General features: G+C 70.9%; 12 protein-coding genes and 1 pseudogene. 7 read left to right on the top strand and 6 right to left on the bottom strand.

Annotated elements, in window-relative coordinates; genetic code table 11:
- Window positions 1–79: 79 nt before the first annotated feature.
- Entirely contained in the window at window positions 80–1,078 is a 999-nt protein-coding gene (locus ACFY2B_RS39160) for a LacI family DNA-binding transcriptional regulator (RefSeq protein WP_390767820.1), read from the bottom strand.
- Window positions 1,079–1,569: 491 nt separating this feature from the next.
- Between ACFY2B_RS39160 and ACFY2B_RS39155 the strand changes: the two genes are divergently transcribed.
- The 5 genes from ACFY2B_RS39155 (at window position 1,570) to ACFY2B_RS39135 (ending at window position 10,576) form a co-directional block, all read left to right on the top strand.
- On the top strand, window positions 1,570–2,907 hold the full coding sequence (locus ACFY2B_RS39155) for an ABC transporter substrate-binding protein (protein WP_390767819.1): 1,338 nt from the start codon (window positions 1,570–1,572) through the stop codon (window positions 2,905–2,907).
- Window positions 2,908–2,914: 7 nt separating this feature from the next.
- Entirely contained in the window at window positions 2,915–3,862 is a 948-nt protein-coding gene (locus ACFY2B_RS39150) for a carbohydrate ABC transporter permease (RefSeq protein WP_390767818.1), read from the top strand.
- A gap of 47 nt (window positions 3,863–3,909) precedes the next feature.
- Window positions 3,910–4,716 (top strand): carbohydrate ABC transporter permease, encoded by an 807-nt coding sequence (locus tag ACFY2B_RS39145; protein ID WP_390767863.1) that lies wholly within the window; start codon window positions 3,910–3,912, stop codon window positions 4,714–4,716.
- Between the two features lie 89 nt (window positions 4,717–4,805).
- Entirely contained in the window at window positions 4,806–7,532 is a 2,727-nt protein-coding gene (locus tag ACFY2B_RS39140; RefSeq protein WP_390767817.1) for an alpha-mannosidase, read from the top strand.
- A gap of 56 nt (window positions 7,533–7,588) precedes the next feature.
- Window positions 7,589–10,576, top strand: a complete 2,988-nt coding sequence (locus ACFY2B_RS39135; RefSeq protein WP_390767816.1) for a glycoside hydrolase family 2 TIM barrel-domain containing protein — start codon at window positions 7,589–7,591, stop codon at window positions 10,574–10,576.
- 117 nt (window positions 10,577–10,693) lie between these two features.
- Here ACFY2B_RS39135 and ACFY2B_RS39130 read toward each other — a convergent pair whose 3' ends face one another.
- Window positions 10,694–11,368, bottom strand: coding sequence for a TMEM175 family protein (locus ACFY2B_RS39130; RefSeq protein ID WP_390767815.1), 675 nt, complete (start codon window positions 11,366–11,368; stop codon window positions 10,694–10,696).
- Between the two features lie 460 nt (window positions 11,369–11,828).
- Here ACFY2B_RS39130 and ACFY2B_RS39125 point away from each other — a divergent pair.
- Window positions 11,829–12,640 (top strand): annotated as a pseudogene (locus ACFY2B_RS39125) (SAM-dependent methyltransferase).
- Between the two features lie 103 nt (window positions 12,641–12,743).
- Here ACFY2B_RS39125 and ACFY2B_RS39120 read toward each other — a convergent pair.
- Window positions 12,744–13,781 carry a PP2C family protein-serine/threonine phosphatase gene (locus ACFY2B_RS39120; protein WP_390767814.1) on the bottom strand — a complete coding sequence of 346 codons (1,038 nt, stop codon included), beginning with the start codon at window positions 13,779–13,781 and terminating at the stop codon, window positions 12,744–12,746.
- A gap of 304 nt (window positions 13,782–14,085) precedes the next feature.
- Here ACFY2B_RS39120 and ACFY2B_RS39115 point away from each other — a divergent pair, with 304 nt between their 5' ends.
- Window positions 14,086–15,348 carry a MalY/PatB family protein gene (locus tag ACFY2B_RS39115; RefSeq protein ID WP_390767813.1) on the top strand — a complete coding sequence of 421 codons (1,263 nt, stop codon included), beginning with the start codon at window positions 14,086–14,088 and terminating at the stop codon, window positions 15,346–15,348.
- Window positions 15,349–15,386: 38 nt separating this feature from the next.
- Here the strand turns inward: ACFY2B_RS39115 and ACFY2B_RS39110 are convergent, their stop codons facing one another.
- The 3 genes from ACFY2B_RS39110 to ACFY2B_RS39100 all read right to left on the bottom strand — a co-directional run.
- On the bottom strand, window positions 15,387–16,535 hold the full coding sequence (locus tag ACFY2B_RS39110; protein WP_390767862.1) for an ROK family transcriptional regulator: 1,149 nt from the start codon (window positions 16,533–16,535) through the stop codon (window positions 15,387–15,389).
- Between the two features lie 189 nt (window positions 16,536–16,724).
- Window positions 16,725–19,856, bottom strand: coding sequence for an alpha-mannosidase (locus ACFY2B_RS39105; protein WP_390767812.1), 3,132 nt, complete (start codon window positions 19,854–19,856; stop codon window positions 16,725–16,727).
- Window positions 19,849–21,384 (bottom strand): DUF2264 domain-containing protein (locus ACFY2B_RS39100; protein ID WP_390767811.1); only part of this gene is annotated, 1,536 nt, incomplete at its 5' end. The genes ACFY2B_RS39105 and ACFY2B_RS39100, both read right to left, overlap by 8 nt.

The raw sequence follows: 21,384 nt of genomic DNA, 5'->3' as shown, positions 1-21,384 counted from the left end.
CGAGCGGAGCCCGCACGGGCGATCAGGGCGCGGCACCGGCGGAGGACCGCGCCGGGAGGGCCTGATCGGCCGGGTGACGCTACGCGGACTCGCGCAGCCGCAGTTCCGCCCGGGTCACCAGGTCCTCGGGACTGAGCGGGTCGCTGCCGGTGAGCAGGCGGGCGGCCTGTTCGACGGCGAGAGCCCCGAGCCTGCGGGTGTCGAGCGCCACACTCGACAGCTGGGGCTCGACGAGCGTACCGAGGCCCACTCCGTCGAAGCCGATCACGGCCAGGTCCCGGGGAACCTTGCGGCCGATCCGGCGCGCGCCGCGCAGCGCGCCGATGGCGATGACGTCGTTGAAGGTGAAGACGGCGGTGACCTCGGGGTGCTCGGCGAGCAGGCGTTCCAGTGCGAGGTCGCCGCCTTCCACGCTCTGGTCGGCGCGGCACACCGGGCCCGCACCGAGTCCGCAGGCGGCCATCGCGTCGGCGAACCAGGCGTGGCGGACGCTCGGCTCGGCCCGGGCGGCGTGGTCGAGCATGCCGATGTGCCGATGGCCCGCCTCGACGAGGTACGAGATCGCCGCCTTGACGCCGTCGCGCCCGTCGATCCGGATGGAGCTGAACCGTTCGGCGTCGCCCTCACGGTCGATGAGTACGACCGGCAGCCCCCGGGCGAGCCGTTCGATCTCGCCCTCGGACCGGCTGAAGTAGCCGACCACGGCGTCCACCTGCGAGGCGATCACCTGGAGTGTGCCGAACTCCTCCTGCGCGCTGTCCGCGGTGTCGTAGACGACGACATGCCAGCCGCGGGCCCGGGCCGCTTCCAGGGCCGCGTGGGCGACCTCGGTGAAGAACGGGTTGAGCAGGTCGGGGATCACCAGGCCGACGGTGATCGTGTCCTGGCGCACCAGGCCCCGGGCGAACCGGCTCGGCCGGTATCCGAGGGCCAGGGCCGCGTCGAGCACGCGCTGCTTGGTGGATCGGTCGATCTCCCCCTTGTCGTTCAGCGCACGTGACACGGTCTGCCGGGACACACCGGCAGCACGGGCGACGTCGTGGATCGTCACCCTGCGGGACTCGGTCCCGGACGGCACTATCGCTCACCTCCACACATCAGACGACACAGCTGCGTCGCGGCGGTCCGAGTATGCCTCAGCCCTGGAGTGAGGCATGTCTCGCCCGGTGCGAGGCAGCCGGGCGGGCTCCCCCGACGAGCCGCTCGCACACCTTCTGACCAGCTATGAGTCCGCTCACCCGCAGCGGTCCCTGCGTCCGGCCCGAACTGCTGCCCGGCGGCTCCGCGTAACCTGCCCGAATCCTGTTTGACCCGAAAGTCTTGACACTCGACCGCACCGGAGCGCACACTTCCGAACACTTCACCACAGTTCGTGAGCGCTCACGTGAACGTTCACGGGAACGCTCACGGACCAAAAAATACATGACAGGGCCAACGAAGCGCCACGGAGTTCGACCGCCGTGCCGGCGCCCGTTGCGTCTCGTCCATTCCAACCAGAAGGCATATCGCCCGAGGTGTCAACGTCGACCCGTCTAGCACCACCGCTAGTCGTTCTCTGGAACGGAAGATATGAGCAGCACAGTCACGCGCATCCGCCTTGCCGTCGCCGCGGCAGCCAGTATTGCCGTACTCGCCGGATGCTCGTCGTCCCCCGCTTCATCGGGTAAGGATTCCGCCGCGGCCTCCTGCGAGCCCTCGAAGGGCAAGGTCACCCTGCAGTACTGGAACACCGTTCCGGGCATGGACAAGGTCGTCGACCTGTGGAACAAGAAGAACCCGGACATCCAGGTCGAGATGAAGAACATCTCGAACGACCAGTACGGCACCATCAGCAACGCCCTCAAGGCGAACAAGGCGCCGGAGCTGGCCCAGGTCGGCTATGACGAGCTGCCCAGCCTGCGCACCCAGGGCGCCTTCGTCGACGCCTCGGCCTGCAAGGAGGCGACCGCCGCCAAGTCGAAGTTCGTCCCGTGGACCTGGTCGCAGACCAGCTTCGGCGACACCGGCGTGTTCGCCCTGCCGCAGGACACCGGCCCGATGGCGCTGTATGTGCGCTCCGACATTTTCAAGAAGTACGGCATAGCGGTCCCCAAGACCTGGGACGAGTACCAGACGGCGGCGCAGAAGCTGCACAAGGCCGACCCGAGCCTCACCATCACGTTCTTCGACCCGAACAACGCCGAGTGGTTCAACGGGCTCCTCTGGCAGAACAACGCCGAGATGTACAAGTACTCCGGCGACAAGTGGCAGGTCTCGGTCGTGTCGGACCAGAGCAAGCAGGTCGCCGACTACTGGCAGAAGCTGATCTCCGACAAGCTGGTCCGCACGGACCTCGCCAACGGTTCGACCCAGATGTACGCGGCGTACCAGAAGAACCAGATCGCCACCTACGTCGGTGCCGCCTGGGGCTACAGCATGCTGCGCGACAACCTGCCGAGCCAGTCCGGCAAGTGGTCCGTCGTCCCGATGCCGACGTGGGGCACGAACGACGCGTCCGGTGACTGGGGCGGGTCCACCGTCGCGTTCATGAAGGGCAACAAGCACCTGTACGAGTCGGTCAAGTTCAACACCTGGCTGAACACCGACCCGGAAGCCCTCGCGCTGGAGAACAAGCTGGGCGGCCTCTACCCGGCGGCCACCGACGGCCTGAAGCTTCCCGAGCTGTCGAAGGGCGTTCCCTTCTACAACAACCAGAAGATCTTCGACGTCTTCGCCGAGTCCTCCAAGAAGATCGACACCAACTTCGCCTGGGGTCCCACGCAGAAGACGGTGAACCTGACGCTCCAGGACGCACTGGCCAAGGCGGCGGCCGGCAACGGCACGCTCAGCGACGCGCTCACGGCCGCGCAGAACTCCGCGCTGAAGTCGATGAAGGACCAGGCGATCCCGGCAGCGGCGGGCAAGTGACCGCAGCATGACCGACATCACCCATCGCGCAACCCGCGTGGCGTCGCACAGGGGCCGCCGTCGTCGTCTCAACGGCGGCGGCCCCCGGGCGGGCACCATCACCGCGTTCCTGACCCCGTTCTTCCTCCCGTTCGTCCTGTTCTACCTCGTGCCGATCGTCTACGCGCTCTGGCAGAGCTTCCGCGTGGTGCGCCGCTCCGGCGGGCAGTACGGCACGTCGTACACGACCTTCGGCGGTTTCGAGCAGTACTCGCAGGTGTTCCACAACTCCGAGTTCTGGTCCAGCATCGGCCGTATCGGACTGTTCGGCATCGTGCAGGTGCCGGTCATGCTGTTCGTCGGGCTGATCATGGCGCTGCTGCTCGACAGCCCCCTGCTGAAGATCAAGCCGTTCTTCCGCGTCACGGCCTTCATGCCGTACGCGGTGCCCGGTGTCATCGCCGCGATCATGTGGTCGTTCCTCTACTCGCCGCAGCTCAGCCCGGTCGTGGACATCCTTCAGGGCGTCGGTCTGCATCCCGACTTCCTGGGCCCGAGCGCGGTGCTGTGGTCGGCGGCGAACGTCTCCACCTGGCTCTGGACCGGCTACAACATGCTGATCATGTTCTCGGCGCTGCAGGGGATCCCACAGGAGATCTACGAGGCCGCCCGGCTCGACGGCGCGAGCAACTGGAAGATCGCGTGGCGGATCAAGGTACCGATCATCGCCCCGTCGATCGTCCTCACCACCGTCTTCTCGATCATCGGCACGCTGCAGCTGTACGCCGAGCCCGCCGTGCTGCGCCAGATCTCGTCGAACATCTCCAGCACGTTCACGCCGAACATGCTGGCCTACGCGGTGGCCTCCGGGAACAACTACCAGCAGGCCGCGGCGATCTCCGTGGTCATCGCCGTCATCACCTTCGTCTTGAGCTTCGGGTTCATGCGACTGACCTCGAAGAAGGCCGGACTGTGAAGAACCAATCCCCGATACGCGAAAGCCGCGTCAGCCGTACGGCCGCAATGGCCGTGATGTTCCTCCTGGCGATCTACTTCCTGCTGCCGATCTACTTCCTGATCGTCGCGGCGACGAAACCGCAGGGCGATCTCGCCTCCACCAACGGGCTGGCGTTCTCGCACTTCAACCTGTTCGACAACCTGCACACCCTGTTCTCCCGCAGCGACGGCATCTTCGGGCGCTGGGCCCTCAACACCGTGATCTACGCGGTGCTGGGCGCGGCCGTCGGGACCCTGGTGTCCGCGCTGTGCGGCTACGCCCTGGCCAAGTTCAGCTTCCGGGGCCGTGAGTTCCTGTTCTCCGTCATCCTCGGCGGCGTGCTGGTTCCCACCACCGCCCTCGCGCTCCCGCTGTTCCTGCTGTTCTCGGCCACCGGGATCGTCAACACCTACTTGGCGGTGTTCCTGCCGAGCATCGTCAACCCGTTCGGTGTCTACCTGGCGCGCATCTTCTCCAACGCCTCCGTCCCCCAAGAGCTCATGGAGGCGGCGCGGCTGGACGGCGCAGGTGAGTTCCGCACGTTCTTCTCGGTGGCGCTCAAGCTGATGACACCGGCGCTGGTGACCATCTTCCTGTTCCAGTTCGTCACGATCTGGAACAACTTCTTCCTGCCGATGGTGATGCTCCAGAAGGAGTCCCTGTTCCCGATCACCCTCGGCCTGTACGAGTGGAACGGTCAGACCGCCCGTGTCCCGCTTCTCCAGGAGTCCGTGATCACCGGCTCGCTCGTGTCGATCGTGCCCGTGATCATCGTCTTCATCCTCCTGCAGCGATTCTGGCGCACCGGAATCGCCGCCGGCTCCCTCAAGTGACACCTCGGCGGTGACACCTCGGCGCCGCCGACGTCACACCCCGCCACACCCGCCCTCCTGCCCGCTCAGCCCAGAAGGTTCTTCTCGCCATGCCCAATTCCGCCGTCTTCGTGCCCCATTTCCACTGGGACCGCGAGTGGTACGAGCCGTTCCAGGTGTTCCGGCACCGGCTGGTCGCCGCTCTCGACACCGTGCTGGAGACGGCCGAGGCGAACCCTGACTTCCGGTTCACCGTCGACGGGCAGATGGCCGCGGTCGAGGACTACCTGGAGATGCGGCCGGAGAACCGGGACCGGTTGGTGGCCCTGGTCAACGAGGGCCGGCTCGCCATCGGCCCGTGGCTCATCCTGCTCGACGAGTTCCTGTGCTCCGGCGAGACCATCGTGCGCAACCTTCAGATGGGCTGGGCGGCAGCTGCGGAACTCGGTGGTTCGATGTCCACCGGCTATCTGCCGGACATGTTCGGCCACATCGCGCAGATGCCGCAGATCCTGGCCCGGGCCGGTATCGAGCACGCGGCGCTGTGGCGCGGGGTGCCCGGCACCGTCGACGGTCACGCCTTCCACTGGCGCGCTCCCGACGGCTCCCAGGTGCGCACCGAGTTCCTCTTCGACGGCTACGACAACGGCCTCGACGTCCTGCTGGTGCCGGACCAGATCGGCCGCGCGCTCGGCGAGTACGCGGAGATGACGGCCGAGCGCTGGGGCAACGACCCGGTGCTGGCGATGGCCGGCACCGACCACAACGCGCCCGACCCGCAGCTGGCGGCCTGGCTGCGGCGGGCGTCCAGCGAGGAGCGCGCCATCACCATCGCGACGCTCGACGAGTACATCCGTGAGCATGTGCGCGACGAGGTGTCCGCGGTCGTCACCGGTGAACTGCGCAGTCATGTGCGCGGCAACATCCTCCCGGGTGTGCTCTCCGTACGGCTCGGGCTCAAGCAGCGGATGGCCGTCGCCGAGCGCACCATCGACCACGCCGAGCGGGTGAACGCCCTGTGGTCCGGGCGGGACGACACGCCGTTCCTCTCGCTCGCCTGGCACAAGATCATCGAATCGACCGCGCACGACTCGGTGGTCGGCTCGGGAACCGACGAGACCTGCGAGCAGGTCGAGGCCCGGCTCGCCGAAGCCGCACAGGCCGCGCGCGCCGTCCGGGACGCGGCGCTCGCCGAACCCGCCGCCCGGGTGCCGAGCGACGGCCACCTGGTGGCCAACCCGCTGCCGTTCTCCCGTACGACCCTGGTCGAGGTGGACGTCGTGGCTCCTCCCGAGGGATCCGCGCTGGTCGCGACCGCCGCCGACGGCTCGGTGCAGCCGGTGCAGCTGGTCTCCGAGGCCCCGACGGTGCTCAGCGACGAGCGCATGGACGCCTCGCAGCTGGAACGCGTCCTGCGCCGCATCCACCGCCGTGAACTCTTCGGCCGGCTGATCGACCACTACGAGCTGACGGCGGGCTCACTCGTCTTCCACCTCGCCGAGGTGCCCACCAGCGGCCCGTTCGACCTGCTGATCCTGCGCCGCGAGGTGGCCGCCGCGGCCGCCGCGCACCCGGGCGAGTGGCGGGTGCTGACGCTGGAGGAGGCGCGGGCCACCGCGCTGGTGCCGGTGCGGGTGCCGGCCTCCGGGCTCGCGAGTTTCCGGGTCGGTCCCGGCGAGGCGCCCGCCGCCGCGTCGACGGATGCCCCCGCGACGGCGACGGCACGCACGCTCGCCAACGGCCTGGTCGAGGTCGTGGTCGCCGCCGACGGCACGCTGACCGTGACCGGGGCCGACGGCACCGTGCTGTCCGGCGTCGGCCGCCTCGTCGACGGAGGTGACCGCGGCGACAGCTACAACTACGCTCCCCCGGCGCAGGACGTGCTCGTGTCGGAGCCGACGGAGGTCGCCGTCGAACTCCTCGACAGCGGCCCGCTGCGCGGGAGGCTGCGCGTCACCCGCGTCTACGCATGGCCCGCCGCGCTCTCCCCGGACCGCGACGTGCGCAGCGGCCGGACCGTGCCGACACCGGTGGAAACGCTCGTGGAGGTGCGCGCCGGTGAGCCGTTCGTCCGCGTCTCCACCTCGTTCCTGAACCAGTCCGCCGACCACCGGCTCCGCTTCCACGTGCCGCTGCCCGCGCCGGTGGCCGTCTCCGCCTCCGCCGGCCAGTTCGCCGTCACCGAGCGCGGTCTCACCGCCGAGGGCGGCTGGGGCGAGTACCCGATCCCGACCTTCCCGGCGAGTTCGTTCGTGTCGGCCGGGGCCGCCAACGTCCTGCTCGACCACTCCGCCGAGTACGAACTGGTCGGCGACGGCTCCGAACTCGCCCTCACCCTGCTGCGCGCGATCGGCTCCATCAGCGTCAACATCCACCCCCTCCGCGACGAGCCCGCGGCCAGCGAGATCCCCACGCCCGGTGCGCAGGATCTCGGCATGCGCATCGAGAACCGGTTCGCCGTGGTTCCCTCGGCCACCGGCTGGCAGGGCGCCCACGCGGTCGCGCTCGCCGAGGAGTTCCGCAACGACGTCCTCGTCGCCCGCGGAACCGCCCCCGCAGGCGGCATCCTGCCGCCGGACGCTACGGGCGTACGGGTCGACGGTGAGGACGTCTTCGTGTCCAGCATCCGCCGCGTCACCGACGCCGAGCGCGGAGCCGGCACCGAGGTGCGGCTGGCCGCGATGAGCGACACCGGCTCGACCGTCCATGTGACGGGCGCGTTCACCGAGGCCACCACGGTCGACCTGCTCGGCCGGCCCCTTGCCGGGGAGCCGGTCGGCGACGGGCTGGAACTGGTCCTCGGCCCCTGGGAGATCCGCACCGTGGTGGTCCGCTGACCGGCCGCGGTCGACGTTCGGACCCCCACCCGCTACCAAGAAAGCGTTGTGACCCCTTGCCCTCCGATCTCTCCGCGTATGTCTCGGACATCGCACCGGGACGTGGCGCGCTGCGCCCGGCCCGCTCGTGGCTGCGCTCCGACGCACCCTCCCGCTCGCTCAACGGCCCCTGGCGCTTCCGGCTGTCGCCCACGGCGTCGGTGGCGGAGGATTTCGCGGCCGACGACTTCGACGACGACGGCTGGGACAGCATCCCGGTGCCCGCTCACTGGGTGCTGCACGGCGACGGAGCCTACGGCCGGCCGATCTACACGAACAGGCAGTTCCCGTTCCCGATCGACCCGCCGCACGTCCCGGACGAGAACCCCACCGGCGACTACCGCCGGCACGTCGACATCCCCGCCGACTGGTCGGACGCCGAGCGCGTCGTGCTGCGGTTCGACGGGGTCGAGTCCCTCTTCAAGGTGTGGGTGAACGGCGTCGAGATCGGCAGCGCCGGCGGCAGCCGCCTCACCCATGAGTTCGACGTGACGTCGGCGGTTCGCCCCGGTGACAACGTCGTCAGCGTGCGGGTGCACCAGTGGTCGGCGGCCAGTTACGTCGAGGACCAGGACCAGTGGTGGCTGCCGGGCATCTTCCGGGACGTCACCCTGACCGCCCGCCCGGCGGGGGGCATCGAGGACGTCTGGCTGCGGACCGGCTTCGAGGACGGGCGCGGCCGGGTGGACCCCGAGGTCGTCGCCGACGAGGCGGCGTTCCCGGTCACCCTGCGCATCCCCGAACTCGGCGTGGAACAGGTGTGGGCCGCCCCGGCCGACGTGGCACCGCTCGACATCACCGGTGTGGCGCCCTGGTCCGCGGAACTGCCGCGGCTCTACGACGCCACCGTGTCGACGGCCGCGGAGACCGTCGCCCTGCGCATCGGTTTCCGTACGGTCGAGATCCGCGGAGACCAGTTCCTGGTCAACGGCCGCCGTGTCGTCTTCCACGGGGTCAACCGCCACGAGGCGCACCCCGAGCGGGGCCGTGTCTTCGACGAGGAGCACGCCCGGGCGGACCTGGCCCGCATGAAGCGGTTCAATGTGAACGCGATCCGCACCAGTCACTACCCCCCGCATCCGCGGCTGCTCGACCTCGCCGACGAACTCGGGTTCTGGGTCGTCCTCGAATGCGATCTGGAGACGCACGGTTTCGACGCGGTCGACTGGACCGGCAACCCGAGCGACGACCCGGCGTGGCGTGCGACGTACCTCGACCGGATCGAGCGCACCGTCGAACGCGACAAGAACCATCCCAGCATCGTGATCTGGTCGCTCGGCAACGAGGCCGGCACCGGCAGCAACCTCGCCGCGATGTCGGCCTGGGTCCACGTCCGCGACGCCGAGCGACCCGTGCACTACGAAGGCGACCACACCGGCGAGTACACCGACGTCTACTCGCGCATGTACGCGTCGGTGCCGGAGACCGAGGAGATCGGCACGGACGGCTCGGGGTCGACGCTGCTGAACTGCACCCCGGCCCAGAGCGCCCGGCAGCGCACCAAGCCGTTCCTGCTGTGCGAGTACGCCCACGCCATGGGCAACGGGCCGGGGGCGTTCGACCAGTACGAGGCGCTGGTGCACCGGTATCCGCGGCTGCACGGCGGTTTCGTCTGGGAGTGGCGCGACCACGGCATCCTGACGACGACCCCCGACGGCAGGCCGTACTACGCGTACGGCGGCGACTTCGGGGAGGTCGTCCACGACAGCAACTTCGTGATGGACGGGATGCTGCTGAGCAATGACGTCCCGACTCCCAGCCTCCACGAGTACAAGGCCGTGGTGCAGCCCGTCCGCTTCGCCTTCGAGGCCGACCACGTCACGGTGACGAACCTGCGGCACTCGGCCGACACGTCCGATCTGCGTTTCCGCTGGCGGGTCGAGCACGACGGCGCGCAGGCGGCCGACGGGGACCTGGACGTCCCGGTCGTCGCGGCAGGCGAGTCACTTCGGGTGCCCCTTCCCGCCGTTCCGGTGTCGGCGGACGCCGAGACGTGGCTCACCGTCGATGCGGTGCTGGCGTCCGGCACCGCGTGGGCGGACGCAGGACATGTGATCGCGACCGCACAGCTGGACCGTTCGACGCGCCGTCCGGTGCCGGGTGTCCGGCCCCACAACCCGGGGCGGCAGAGCGAGGGAACCCTGACGCTCGGCATCGCCGAGTTCACCGGCGGGTCCCTCACACGCCTCGGCGGCCGGGCGGTCGGGGGCCCCCGACTGGAACTGTTCCGTGCGCCGACCGACAACGACGAGAGCGCTTCGGAGGAGGTCGAGGGGAGCGACGCCAGCGTCGCCGGTGTCTCCAACGCCGACCTGTGGCGCCGCGACGGCCTCGACCGGCTGACCACACGGCGGCTGTCCGTGGAGTGCACGGCGACGGCGCTGCGCACGGTCGACAAGGTCTCCGCGGCGAACTCCGCCTTGTCGGTGCTGGTCGAGACCGTCTGGTCGGTCGAAGGCGACGAACTGGAACTGCGTGTGGAGATCGAGCCGTCGCACGGCTGGCGGACGGTGTGGCCGCGGATCGGGATACGTTTCGAGCTGCCGGACGACGCGGCCGCGGTCGACGGCGCCGAGTGGTTCGGGCTGGGCCCGTTCGAGTCCTACCCGGACAGTCTGCGCGCGGCTCGCGTCGGCCGTTTCTCCGCCACCGTCCACGACCTCTCCGTGGACTACGCGCGGCCCCAGGAGACCGGGCACCGCTCCCAGCTCAGACAGCTGGTGCTGACAAGTGGCGGCAGCGAGGTGCTGCGCGTCAGGACCCTCCCGGACACCCACGGACGCCGCCCCGGATTCACGCTCAGCCGTCACACCCCCCAGCAGATCGCACAGGCCCGGCACCCGTTCGAGCTTCCGGAGTCCGAGAAGAGTCACCTCTTCATCGACGCGGCCCAGCACGGACTCGGTTCACGGGCCTGCGGACCTGATGTGTGGCCCGAGTTCGCGCTGCGCCCGGAATCCCGCACGATCCGGCTCCGGATCAGCGGCGCCCGTCCACGGGGGTGACGGGTCGGGCCCCGGGTGCCTGCACGGTGACTGTGCCCCGGGGCTTGGCCGTCCCGCCCGGACCCGGGGCGCAGTCCTGCGACTCGTCGGCCGTCCGACGACCGTGTCCGGCCGAGGTCAGGCCGGTTCTTCCGTGGTCGCCGCCTCCTCGGCCGGCCGCTGAGCGTTCGCGGGCCGCTTGCGGAACAGCAGCCGGGTCAGAGTTGCCAGCAGCCACCAGTACTTGGCGAGGCCCGGGGAGTAGAACGCCCACGGGATCGACGTGGCGAAGACCAGGACGAGGACGATGCCGTGGCCGAGCGATCCCTTCAGCTCCTCGGCCGTCGCGTGCGGTGCGGCCAGCGCGGGGGCGGCCAGCAGACGCAGGTACATCGTGCAGTTGAGGGAGATGGCCAGGGTGATCGCTCCCGCGTAGAAGGCGGTCGCCGTGGTGGTCTCGCCGTACTCGCTGATCAACCGGGTCGGGTAGGGCAGGGCGGCCACGACCGCGAGGAGGGCGAAGTAGCAGTAGAGCAGCCAGCGGTCGACGGTCGCGACCAGGCGGAACAGGCCGTGCTGGACCCGCCAGAGCACTCCGATGACCACGAAGCTCAGCAGATACGCGCCTATGGCGGGTACCGATTCCCGGACGGCGTGCGCGACTTCCGCGTCGGGCAGGCCCTCGGGAACGGTGATCTCGAGGGCGAGCAGGGTGATCGCGATGGCGAACACCGCGTCGCCGAGCATCGACAGCCGTTCGGGCCCCACGAGGGTGTCGCGGTGGCGGAGGCCAGAGAAGGGGCGGTTGGACATGGAGAGGGCACCAGGGATTCGTTCGCGGACGGAGGACGCAAGGCTTACCACGGGGTCCTGTGTGCGGGACGAACCCGAAGGAGGCGTCGGAACCGTCCACGGCGGCGACGTCTCCGGCGCGGGGACGGCGGCGTCCCCGCCGCAGGACAAGCACATGAGGATAGCGCCCGCGCCACAAGGGCGACTCCGCCCCTGTCCACGCCACTCCACACATGAGCACGACAAAGCCATGGTTTTCACGGCCCTTTCCCAATCCGTCCATCAGGCCGTGCTCGCCACGCGACCAAGGCCCCTCGTCAGTACGGTCCGAGCCCGGACGGGTGTGTCTCGGAACGACCGGTACGGCCTCCGTGCCCAACCCCATCCAGCATTCTCGAACTTGTCGGTGGGACAAGGGTGTTGGGACGTAGGTTGGGCCCGGACGATGCCCGCATCCGGCTGAGAGACGGACACACGACTCATGACCGATCCCGCGACGACACCCGAACCGACGACGTTCCCGAAGATCGACACGTCGGTGCCGCACTCGGCCCGCATCTGGAACTACTGGCTCGGCGGCAAGGACAACTACCCCGTCGACGAGGAGGCCGGTGACGCGTACACCGCAGTCTTCCCTGGCATCGTCACCATCGCCCGTAGCAGCCGTTTCCTCACCGCACCATCACGTATCTGGTCGCCGAGGCGGGCATCCGGCAGTTCCTGGACGTCGGCACCGGCCTGCCGACCGCCCAGAACACCCACGAGGTCGCCCAGCGGCTCGCCCCCGAGGCACGGATCGTCTACGTCGACAACGACCCGATGGTCCTCGGCCACGCCCGCGCCCTGCTCCACTCCTCCCCCGAAGGCGCCACCGCCTACGTCGACGCCGATGTGACGGACCCGGAGCGCATCCTCGCAACCGCCGCCGGGACACTGGATCTCGGCCGGCCCACCGCGCTCGTCCTCAGCAACATCCTGGGACACATCCCCGACCACGAACGGGCCCGCTCCGTCGTCACCCGGCTGATGGACGCCCTGCCCGCGGGCAGCCACCTCTCCGTGAACGACGGGTCGCGCGGCATCGACCCGGCCTTCGAGCGGGCCCAGGACGGCTACGACGACAGCGGAGCCGTCCCGTACACGCTGCGCACCGCCGACGAGATCACCAGGTTCTTCGACGGTCTGGAACTCATCGAGCCCGGTGTCGTCCCGGTGACGCGCTGGCGGCCGGAGCCCGGTCCGGCCGTTCCGGAGATCGTCGCCGAGCACGGCGGACTCGCCCGGAGGCCATGACCGGCGCCGACCGGCGAGCGTCCCGAGCGGCCCTCCGGCGCCCTTGAGTCCTTCCCGGCTCCCGCCGTACGACGGGAGCCTGGCCCGGTGCTCGGTCAGGCGGTCAGGCGGTCTTCCGGATGGCGAGGGCGGCGATGTCGTCGTTCAGGTTGTCGCCGCTGTGTTCCAGCAGGGCGTGGTGGAGACCTTTCAGGACGTGCCAGGGTGGTTTGTCCAGTTGGTCGTGGGCCCAGGTGGTGAGGGGGAAGAAGGTTCCGTCGGCGGCACGGGTCTCGCTGACGCCGTCGGTGTAGAGCAGGAGTTGGTCGCCGGTGGCGAAGGCGAAGCGGCGGGGGTGGAAGGTGGGGGTGAGCAGGCCGCCGAGGTTGAGGGGTGCGCTGGGGTCGTCGGTGTCGAGGACGTGGACGTCGCCGTGGCGGCCGAGCAGGGGTGGGGGGTGTCCGCAGCTGAGGATGGTGGCGTGGGTGGCGTGGCGGGGGATCTCGGCGAGGACGGCGGTGGCGAAGAGTTCGGCGGGGTCGCCCTGGGCGAGCGCGGCGGCGTCGTCCCGGCACAGGGTGGTCTCCAGGCAGTCGGCGATCTGGGTGAGGTCGGTGGCCTCGTACGCCGCTTCCCGGAACGAGCCGAGCACCGCCGAGGCCATGGCGAGGGCGGGCAGTCCTTTGCCCCGGACATCGCCGATGATCAGGCGGATCGCGTCGGGGGTGTCGGCCAGCGCGTAGAAGTCGCCGCCGACGCGTGCGTGCGGGGTGGCGGTCAGGTAGAGGCTGCCGATCTCCAGCGGTCCCACGCGGCGCGGAATGGGCCGCAGCAGCACCTTCTGCGTGGCGTCCGCCACGGTACGGACCTCGGCGATCGTGTCCTCCCGCTGCAACCGCAGATGACTGGCGTACACCGCGGCCACGGTGACCAGCCCGATGGCTGCCGCGGTGAACAGGGTGGAGTGGTCCGACGACATCACGGCGTAGACCGAGACGCCCAGCGTGCACGCCAGCCCGAGGACCAGGGTGGGGCCGACCGGCCACAGTGCCGCCGCGAGCGCGGGTGCCGCGGGCAGCAACCGGGTGATGGGCACTTCGGGCGGTGTCAGCACCGCGAGAACGGAGAGCAGCACCGTCAGGAGCGCCGGCGAGAGCAGCATCGGATCCCGACGCACTCTGGCCGACCACCGCGCGCTACGCCCACCATGCACCCTCATAAGGGGAAATATAGGTAGAAACACATATTGGTGGGTGCAGTCACGGCATTCGCGGCGCGGACGGGGACGATCCGCGGGCGCCCGTGCCTTCCTTCCGTGCCCTCTCCCCGGGATCATGCCGAGGGCGGGACCTCCCGGCGTACTCCTGTCAGGGACACCTCCGCAGGGCGCCCGGAGCAGCCGGTCCGCCCGCCACACCGTCGCCGCACGCCCGGCCCGGTCACACCGGGCGAGGGGGGAGCATCGCGTGAACGCATCCGGCAACCACCCGCACTCCGGGTCCGCGGACCGCAGCCGGACAGATCCCCTCGTCCAGCTGTCCGTCGAGCAGCTGCGCCGGCGCACCAGCATGAAGTGGCGCGTGCATCCCGCGGACGTCCTGCCCCTGTGGGTGGCGGAGATGGACGTACCGCTGGCGCCCGCCGTCGCCGAGGCCCTGCACCGGGCCGTCGACCTCGGCGACACCGGATACCCCCACGGCACGGCGTACGCCGAAGCCTTCGCCGCGTTCGCCGCCCGGCGGTGGCGGTGGGACGGTGTGCGGGTCGAGAACACCGCGATCGTGCCCGACGTGATGACAGGCATCGTCGAAGTCCTCCGCCTGATCACCGGACCGGGCGACGCCGTCGTCGTCTGCTGCCCCGTCTACCCCCCGTTCTACGCGTTCGTCTCCCATGCCGACCGGCAGGTCGTCGAGGCGCGCCTCGGCACGGACCTGCGGATCGACCTCGGCGCCCTTGAGGAGGCGTTCGTCCGCGCACGGCGCCACGGCCGCCGCGCGGCGTTCCTGCTGAGCAACCCGCACAACCCGACCGGCGTCGTCCACACCCGCGCCGAACTGGAAGCCGTCGCGGCGCTCGCCCGCACACATGGCGTGCGGGTGGTCTCCGACGAGATACATGCCCCGCTGGTGCTGCCCGGGGCCGTCTTCACACCTTTCCTCGGTGTGCCCGGTTCGGCAGACGGTTTCGCGGTGACCTCCGCGTCCAAGGCATGGAACCTCGCCGGCGCCAAGGCCGCCCTGGCCGTCGCCGGTGCCGAGGCCGGGGACGACCTGCGGCGCATGCCCGAGGAGGTCGGCCACGGCCCCAGCCACCTGGGCGTCATCGCTCACACGGCGGCCTTCCGTGACGCCACTCAGTGGCTGGACGAGCTTCTGCTCGGTCTCGACGCGAACCGGAGCCTGCTGGGGCAGCTGGTGGCAGAACACCTTCCGGCCGTGCGGTACCTTCCGCCCGAGGGCACCTGTCTCGCCTGGCTGGACTGCACCCGGCTGGGACTGCACGACGACCGCACACCGGACGGTCCCGGCACCGTGAGCGATCTCGCCGGACCGGCGAAGATGTTTCTCGACGAAGCCCGTGTCGCCCTCAGCTCCGGGCATGTGTTCGGCAGCGGCGGCGCGGGATGCGTACGGCTCAATTTCGCGACGTCCCCGGCCGTCCTGCGCCGGGCCCTGGCCGCCATGGGACGCGCGGCCGCCGGCCACGGCCGGGCGCCCCGCCGCTGACCGGCCCGCCCCGGCGTCTCCGGGGCGGGGCGGCGGGTTCATCCCAGCAGCAGGGACCTGGGCTGGGCGGACAGGGCCCGGTCCAGGACCAGGGACGCCGCGCCCACCGCGGCCACGTTCTCGCCCAGCGTGGTGGAGACGACCGTCGTCGGGTGGGTCGCCCTGACGAACGGGGACCTTGCGACCATCGGCTCGATGGTCGTGAGCAGCCGGTCGGCGAGGACCTGCCAGGTCGGTCCGCCGAAGACGATGGTGTCGACGTCCAGCAGCGTCGCCGCCGCACAGACTCCCCTGCCGATGCGGATGGCCAGGCGCTCTATGATGCCGTCCGCCTGTTCCTGCCCCTGTGCGGCGAGTTCCGCCAGCCGCTCCAGACCGCGCTGGGCGTCGGCCGGGTCCAGCACCGTGTACTCGGGGTCGAGCACACCCAGGGCGATGGCCTCGTCGACGAGGGTCCGGGTGGAGGAGGCCGCGCCGAGGCCGCCGACCTCGCCCGCGTTGCCGGAGACACCGCGCAGCACGGTGTCCTCGACCACCAGCCCCATACCGGAACCGGTGCCGAGATAGAAGAACAGCAGGTTGCGGCTGTCGGTGGCCGCGCCGGCCCAGCGTTCGGCGACGACGGCGGCGGTGACGTCCTTGTCGAGCAGGGCGGGGAACCCGGTCGCCTCGCTGAGCCGGTCCCGGAGTGGGTAGCGGCCCCAGCCCTTGAGCTCCGGTGGGTCCACCACCCAGCCGGCGGCGGCGTCGATGGGGCCCGGGGCCGCGATGCCCAGGCCCAGCACCCGGGCGTCGTCGACTCCCGACTCGGCCACGAGCGCGGACACCGAGGCGGCCATGTCCGCGGCGATCCCGTCGGTGTCGCCGCCGCTCGGGGTGCGGTGGCTGTGCTGGGCGACGACCGTGCCGAGGAGGTCCACCAGGACACAGGTGATCACGGCCGGGTCGAGGTGGACCCCGACGGCGTAGCGGGAGGTGGGGACGATCTCAAGGAGAGTCCGGGGCTTTCCGCTGCCGGTGTTCTGCTTTCCGGACTCGCGGGCCACACCCTGGTCGAGGAGCCGACGCGTGATGTTGGAGACGGTCTGCGCGGACAGACCGGTGGCCTGAGCCAGCTCCACCCTGCTCAGGCCCGCCGAGTGCCGGCGAATGGCGTCCAGAATCACGGACTCGTTGAAGTCCCCCATGCGCGGCAGGTTGGTGCCGCGCCGGATCGCGCTTTTTCTGGTTCTCACCGTCTTGCTCGTCAACGTGCCTCTCCCAGCCTCGGGCGGGCGGCAGCAGCAGGAGTGCGGCGCCGCCCGCTCCGACGGCAACAGATCGATGGAATGGTACGACGGGTCAGCGGCGTGCCGGGCGGATCAGGCCCGCCCGGCTCAACTGCCCGCCCGGTCAGGTGACTTCGTCTCCGCCGCGGCGGGACGCAGTCGCAGGGTACGGATCTGGAAGGGCCGGAACGCGAGATCGACGGACGCGCCGTCCGCCGTGCGTCCCAGCTCCCGCTCCGGTTGCTCCAGCAGGTCGCAGTCGAGGGCGGCGGCGAGCGGGAAACCTGTGGTCAGCCGCGCCGAGACCGCGCCGCCGCACGCCTCGTACAGGCGGACCACGACGTCGCCGCTGCGGTCGTCCGCGAGCTTCACCGACTCCACCGCCACATCGGTGGTGTCCAGCGCCACCAGCGCGCGGGCCGCGGCCGGGGCGGGTCGCAGGGGCAGGTTCAGCGCGTAGCCCCCGGCGACGGCCTCCTCGATCCCGGCGCCGGCGAGCAGCGCGTAGCTGAAGCTGTGCCGTCCGCGGTCGGCCTGCGGGTCGGGGCTGTGCGGGGCCCGCAGCAGGGAGAGCCGGACGGTCGTGGTGGTGCCGCCGTCCTCCCGGGTGTCGCGGCGCACGTCATGCCCGTAGGTGGAGTCGTTCAGCAGGGCGGCGCCCCAGTGCCGCTCCCCCACGTGCACCCAGCGGTGCGCCCACAGCTCGAAGCGTGCCGCCTCCCAGCTGGTGTTCTCGTGGGTGGGCCGCTGCACATGGCCGAACTGGATCTCGGCGCTCTCCCGGTCCGCGTGCACATCGAGCGGCCAGGCCGCCTTCAGGACGGTGTCGCGTTCCTGCCAGTCGATGTCATTGCGGACCGTGACCTGGCGGCTCTCCGCGGTGACCTCGATGTACTGCACGAACCGGGAGGATCCGCTTGCGCGCTCGACCCGCACGGACGCCAGCAGCGGCCCTTCGTCCACGAGCGTCACCGACTCGGCCTCGTCGAGGTCGCGCACGGTGTCGCGGTAGTAGGAGTCGATGTTCCACGCCGACCACAGGTTGGGGTCGTCGGGGTGGAGCTGGAGGAGGTTGCCCACGGCACCGGGGGCGATCGCCTCCCGGCGTGCGGTGTGGTCGTACACCGAGGTGATCAGGCCGCGCCGGTCCACGACAACGGTCAGCACGCCGTTCTCCAGGACGAAGCCGCCGTCCTGGGCCGTGGCGGTGACGGCCGCCCGGGGCGTGTCCACCGTGCCGCCCGAGGCGAGCGCGGGGACCTCGGCGAGGACGGCGGTGCGCCCGTCCGACAAGGACTGGCCGCCCGGGAACGCGGGGGATCCTCCGTCCGCGGGCAGGACGGCGACCTCACGGCGGGCGTACGGCCCGGCGTTGAGGAGCGCGGGCCCCGCGGACAGCCGGCCGACGGCGTCGGCGATCACCGTGCCGAGTTCGGCGTGGATCTCCCCGTACTCGCGTTCGGCCTGCTGGTGCACCCAGGCGATGGACGAACCCGGCAGGATGTCGTGGAACTGGTTGAGCAGGACGCGCCGCCAGATCGATTCCAGGTGCTCGTACGGGTACGGGGCGTCGGCCTGGACGGCGGCGGTGGCGGCCCACAGTTCGGCCTCGCGCAGCAGCGCCTCGCTGCGCCGGTTGCCGCGCTTGGTGCGGGCCTGGCTGGTGTAGGTGCCGCGGTGGTTCTCCAGGTACAACTCGCCCCGCCATACGGGGAGTTCGTCGCGTTCCGCACGGGCCGCCGCGAAGAACGCGTCGGGTGCCTCGACGACGACCTTGGGCGATCCTTCGAGGTCGCGCAGGCGACGGGCCTTCTCCAGCATCGTCCGGGTGGGGCCGCCACCGCCGTCTCCGTAGCCGAACGGGGCCAGCGAGCGGCTGGCCACTCCCTTGTCCGCGAAGTTGGTCTCGGCGTGGGCGAGTTCACTCGCGGTGAGGGACGCGTTGTAGGTGTCGACGGGCGGGAAGTGGGTGAAGATCCGCGTTCCGTCGATGCCTTCCCAGGCGAAGGTGTGGTGCGGCAGCTTGTTCGTCTCGTTCCACGAGAGCTTCTGGGTGAGGAACCACCGGGCGCCGGCCAGCTTGGCGAGCTGCGGGTAGGCGGCGGTGTACCCGAACGAGTCGGGCAGCCACACGCCGTGCTGCTCCACTCCGAATTCCTCGGCGAAGAAGCGCCGCCCGTAGACGAGCTGGCGGGCCAGCGCCTCACCGCCGGGCAGGTTGCCGTCGGCCTCGACCCACATGCCGCCGACCGGCGCCCAGTTCCCCTCGGCCGCCGCCTTCTTCATGCGGGCGAAGATCTCCGGCCGCTGTTCCTTCATCCACGCGTACTGCTGGGCCGAGGAGCAGGCGAAGACCAGCTCGGGGTACTCCTGCGCCAGCGTGGTCATGTTGGTGAAGGTGCGCGCGCACTTGCGCACGGTCTCCCGGACCGGCCACAGCCACGCCGAGTCGATGTGGGCGTGACCGACGGCGGAGACGGTGTGCGCGGAGGCGTGCGCGGGCCGGGACAGCACATCGGCCAGCCGCTGCCGGGCCGCCGCGGCGGTGCCCGCCACGTCGGTCGGGTCGACGGCGTCGGCGGCACGGCGCAGGGCGTAGAGGATCTCGTGGCGCCGGGAGGAGCCGACGGGCAGTTCGTGCATCAGCTCGTCGAGCACCTCGATGTCGTGGACGAGGTGCCACACGTCGTCCTCGCGCACCGCGATCTCGGCCTGCTCCAGCCGGTAGATGTGCTCGGTGCCCGCGGTCTCCAGGGAGCCGTGGTGCAGGTGCAGCCCGGCGCTGCCGACGATGGGCGGGTTGGCGGCCAGCTCGATCAGCAGCTCGATCCGGTCGCCGCCGGTGGCGGAGCCAGCCAGCAGCACACTGCGGTTGTACGGGTGCAGGCCCTGCAACGGCGCGCCCTGCGCGTCGTGGACCAGGCCCTCCGCCTGGCCGCCCGGTCCCTTGGTCAGGTCGAAGCCCAGGTCGAAGACGGCCTCGACGCGCCGTCCCGCCCACTCCTCGGGGACCTCCGCGCTCGCTCGCAGCCAGGTCGTCGACCAGGGGCCACCCCAGGTCTCGCCCACGGTGAAGGGTTCGTAGTCGGCTCCCAGCGCGTCGGCCACGGGAACCGGTTCGCCGTCGACGAACCAGGCGCTCAGCTCGAAGGGACGCGCGGCACTGTAGAGAGCGGGACGGATGATCCGGTCCAGCAGCTTGCGGATCCGGGCCTCGATGATCCGGCGGTCGTCATGCACGGAGCTGGTCCTTCCAGGGGTCGTACGAAGGATCGGGGGCGGGCAGTCGGATGGTGTCCCGTGCGCCCTGTGGCCAGGCCACCTCCACGAGCAGGGTGTTGCCCAGGGCGCGGGTGGTGACTTCGGGCAGGGCGGCGGGGTCGGTGCCGCCCAGGTGGACGAGGGCGACGTGGGCGGCGCCGTGGGTCACGGGGCCCTCGGTCGCCACGACCGGGGTGGCGGACGCGGCGCCGAGGGCGTTGCTGTCGGTGCCGGCCAGCACGGCGGCGCCGGGCAGTCCGTGTGCGCCGACGACGACGGAGACCAGCCCGTCGGCGCCCGCGACCCGGGCGGTGGCACCCTCCGTCGTTCCGGCCGCGACCGCGGAACCCGGATCGACGGCCAGGGCCCAGCCGCCGACGCGCAGCACGTGTCCGGCTCCGGCCGTGTCGTCGCCGGAGGCGGGGTCGACGCGTACGGCCCGCACCTCGACCGAGCCGCGCAACGCGGATCCGACGGTGATCCAGGGGCCGAGCGCGTACCGGGTGGCGGGGCCGCCGAACGGATCCCAGGTGGCGTCCTCGGGCCAGTGCGCGCGGGAGCGCGAGACGGCCGTGGCACCGTCCACGGAGATCCTGGTCGCCGGGCGCCGGTGGGAGGCGCGGCCCGCCGCGTCGAGCAGCACCACCGCGTTGTCGAGCGGGTCGGCGTCGGCGCACGATCCGGGGCTCGCGGTGGGGTCGCCCGGGGTCTCGGGCGCGGCGTGCGTGGAGTAGGCGAACCGCGCGTAGCAGGGGTCGTCCGCGTGCGGCCGGGCCGGGTCGGCGTGGTCGCCGCCGTGGTTGACGACGCGTACGACGCCGTCGGCGGCGGTGCCGGAGACGAGCCAGCCGGGTGCGGTCAGGGTGCGGTGGAAGTCGCCCTGCTCGACCGCGGGAGGTGTCTCCTCCTCGGTCCACACCGGGTGGTCGGGCGACAGGGCCAGGCCGATGAAGCCCTTGCTCGCCCAGTACGGCGAGGCCGGCCCCGAGTACACCTGGAGGATGCCGCGGAAGGGCCGGTGCCAGCCGAGGGTGAGCAGTCCCCCGGCGTCGGTGGCGCCGTGGCCGGTGAAGTGGTCGAGCATCCGGCTCGCGATGGCCCGGGTCTCCCCCGGCGCGAGCGGGGTGGCGTCGAACAGGGCACCGGTCCACAGCGGAGCGAGCGCGGCATGCCGGTAGGTGAGCGAGCGGCCCTGGATGAGCGGTGAGCCGTTGGCGCCGACCAGGAGCCGCTGGTCCTCAAGGAAGCGGCGCAGCCGCTCCCGGTAGCGGTCCAGCAGCCCGCCGGGCGCGGCGTCGCCGAGGATGCGGCAGAACCACAGCGGATACAGGTGCATGGCCCAGCCGTTGTAGTGGTCGAAGTTGCGCCGCTCCCCGCCGGTGAGCCCGTCGGAGTACCAGCCCTCGCCCGCGTACCAGCCGTCGGTCAGCCCGATGACCCGGTCCAGGTCCTGCTGGCGCCAGTCGCCGCCGACGGTACGGGCGAACGCCTCGGTGACACCCTGGAA

The organism is Streptomyces sp. NPDC001270, assembly GCF_042896695.1.
Lineage (GTDB): Bacteria > Actinomycetota > Actinomycetes > Streptomycetales > Streptomycetaceae > Streptomyces.
This window is presented reverse-complemented; position numbering and strand designations above follow the sequence as displayed.

What these genes read in the sequence shown, in the direction of transcription:
- ACFY2B_RS39155 (WP_390767819.1), top strand. Translation starts at nt 1,570, where the DNA reads ATGAGCAGCACAGTCACGCGCATCCGCCTTGCCGTCGCCGCGGCAGCC.
- ACFY2B_RS39150 (WP_390767818.1), top strand. Translation starts at nt 2,915, where the DNA reads ATGACCGACATCACCCATCGCGCAACCCGCGTGGCGTCGCACAGGGGC.
- ACFY2B_RS39145 (WP_390767863.1), top strand. Translation starts at nt 3,910, where the DNA reads ATGGCCGTGATGTTCCTCCTGGCGATCTACTTCCTGCTGCCGATCTAC.
- ACFY2B_RS39140 (WP_390767817.1), top strand. Translation starts at nt 4,806, where the DNA reads ATGCCCAATTCCGCCGTCTTCGTGCCCCATTTCCACTGGGACCGCGAG.
- ACFY2B_RS39130 (WP_390767815.1), bottom strand. Translation starts at nt 11,368, where the DNA reads ATGTCCAACCGCCCCTTCTCTGGCCTCCGCCACCGCGACACCCTCGTG.
- ACFY2B_RS39120 (WP_390767814.1), bottom strand. Translation starts at nt 13,781, where the DNA reads ATGCTGCTCTCGCCGGCGCTCCTGACGGTGCTGCTCTCCGTTCTCGCG.
- ACFY2B_RS39110 (WP_390767862.1), bottom strand. Translation starts at nt 16,535, where the DNA reads ATGGGGGACTTCAACGAGTCCGTGATTCTGGACGCCATTCGCCGGCAC.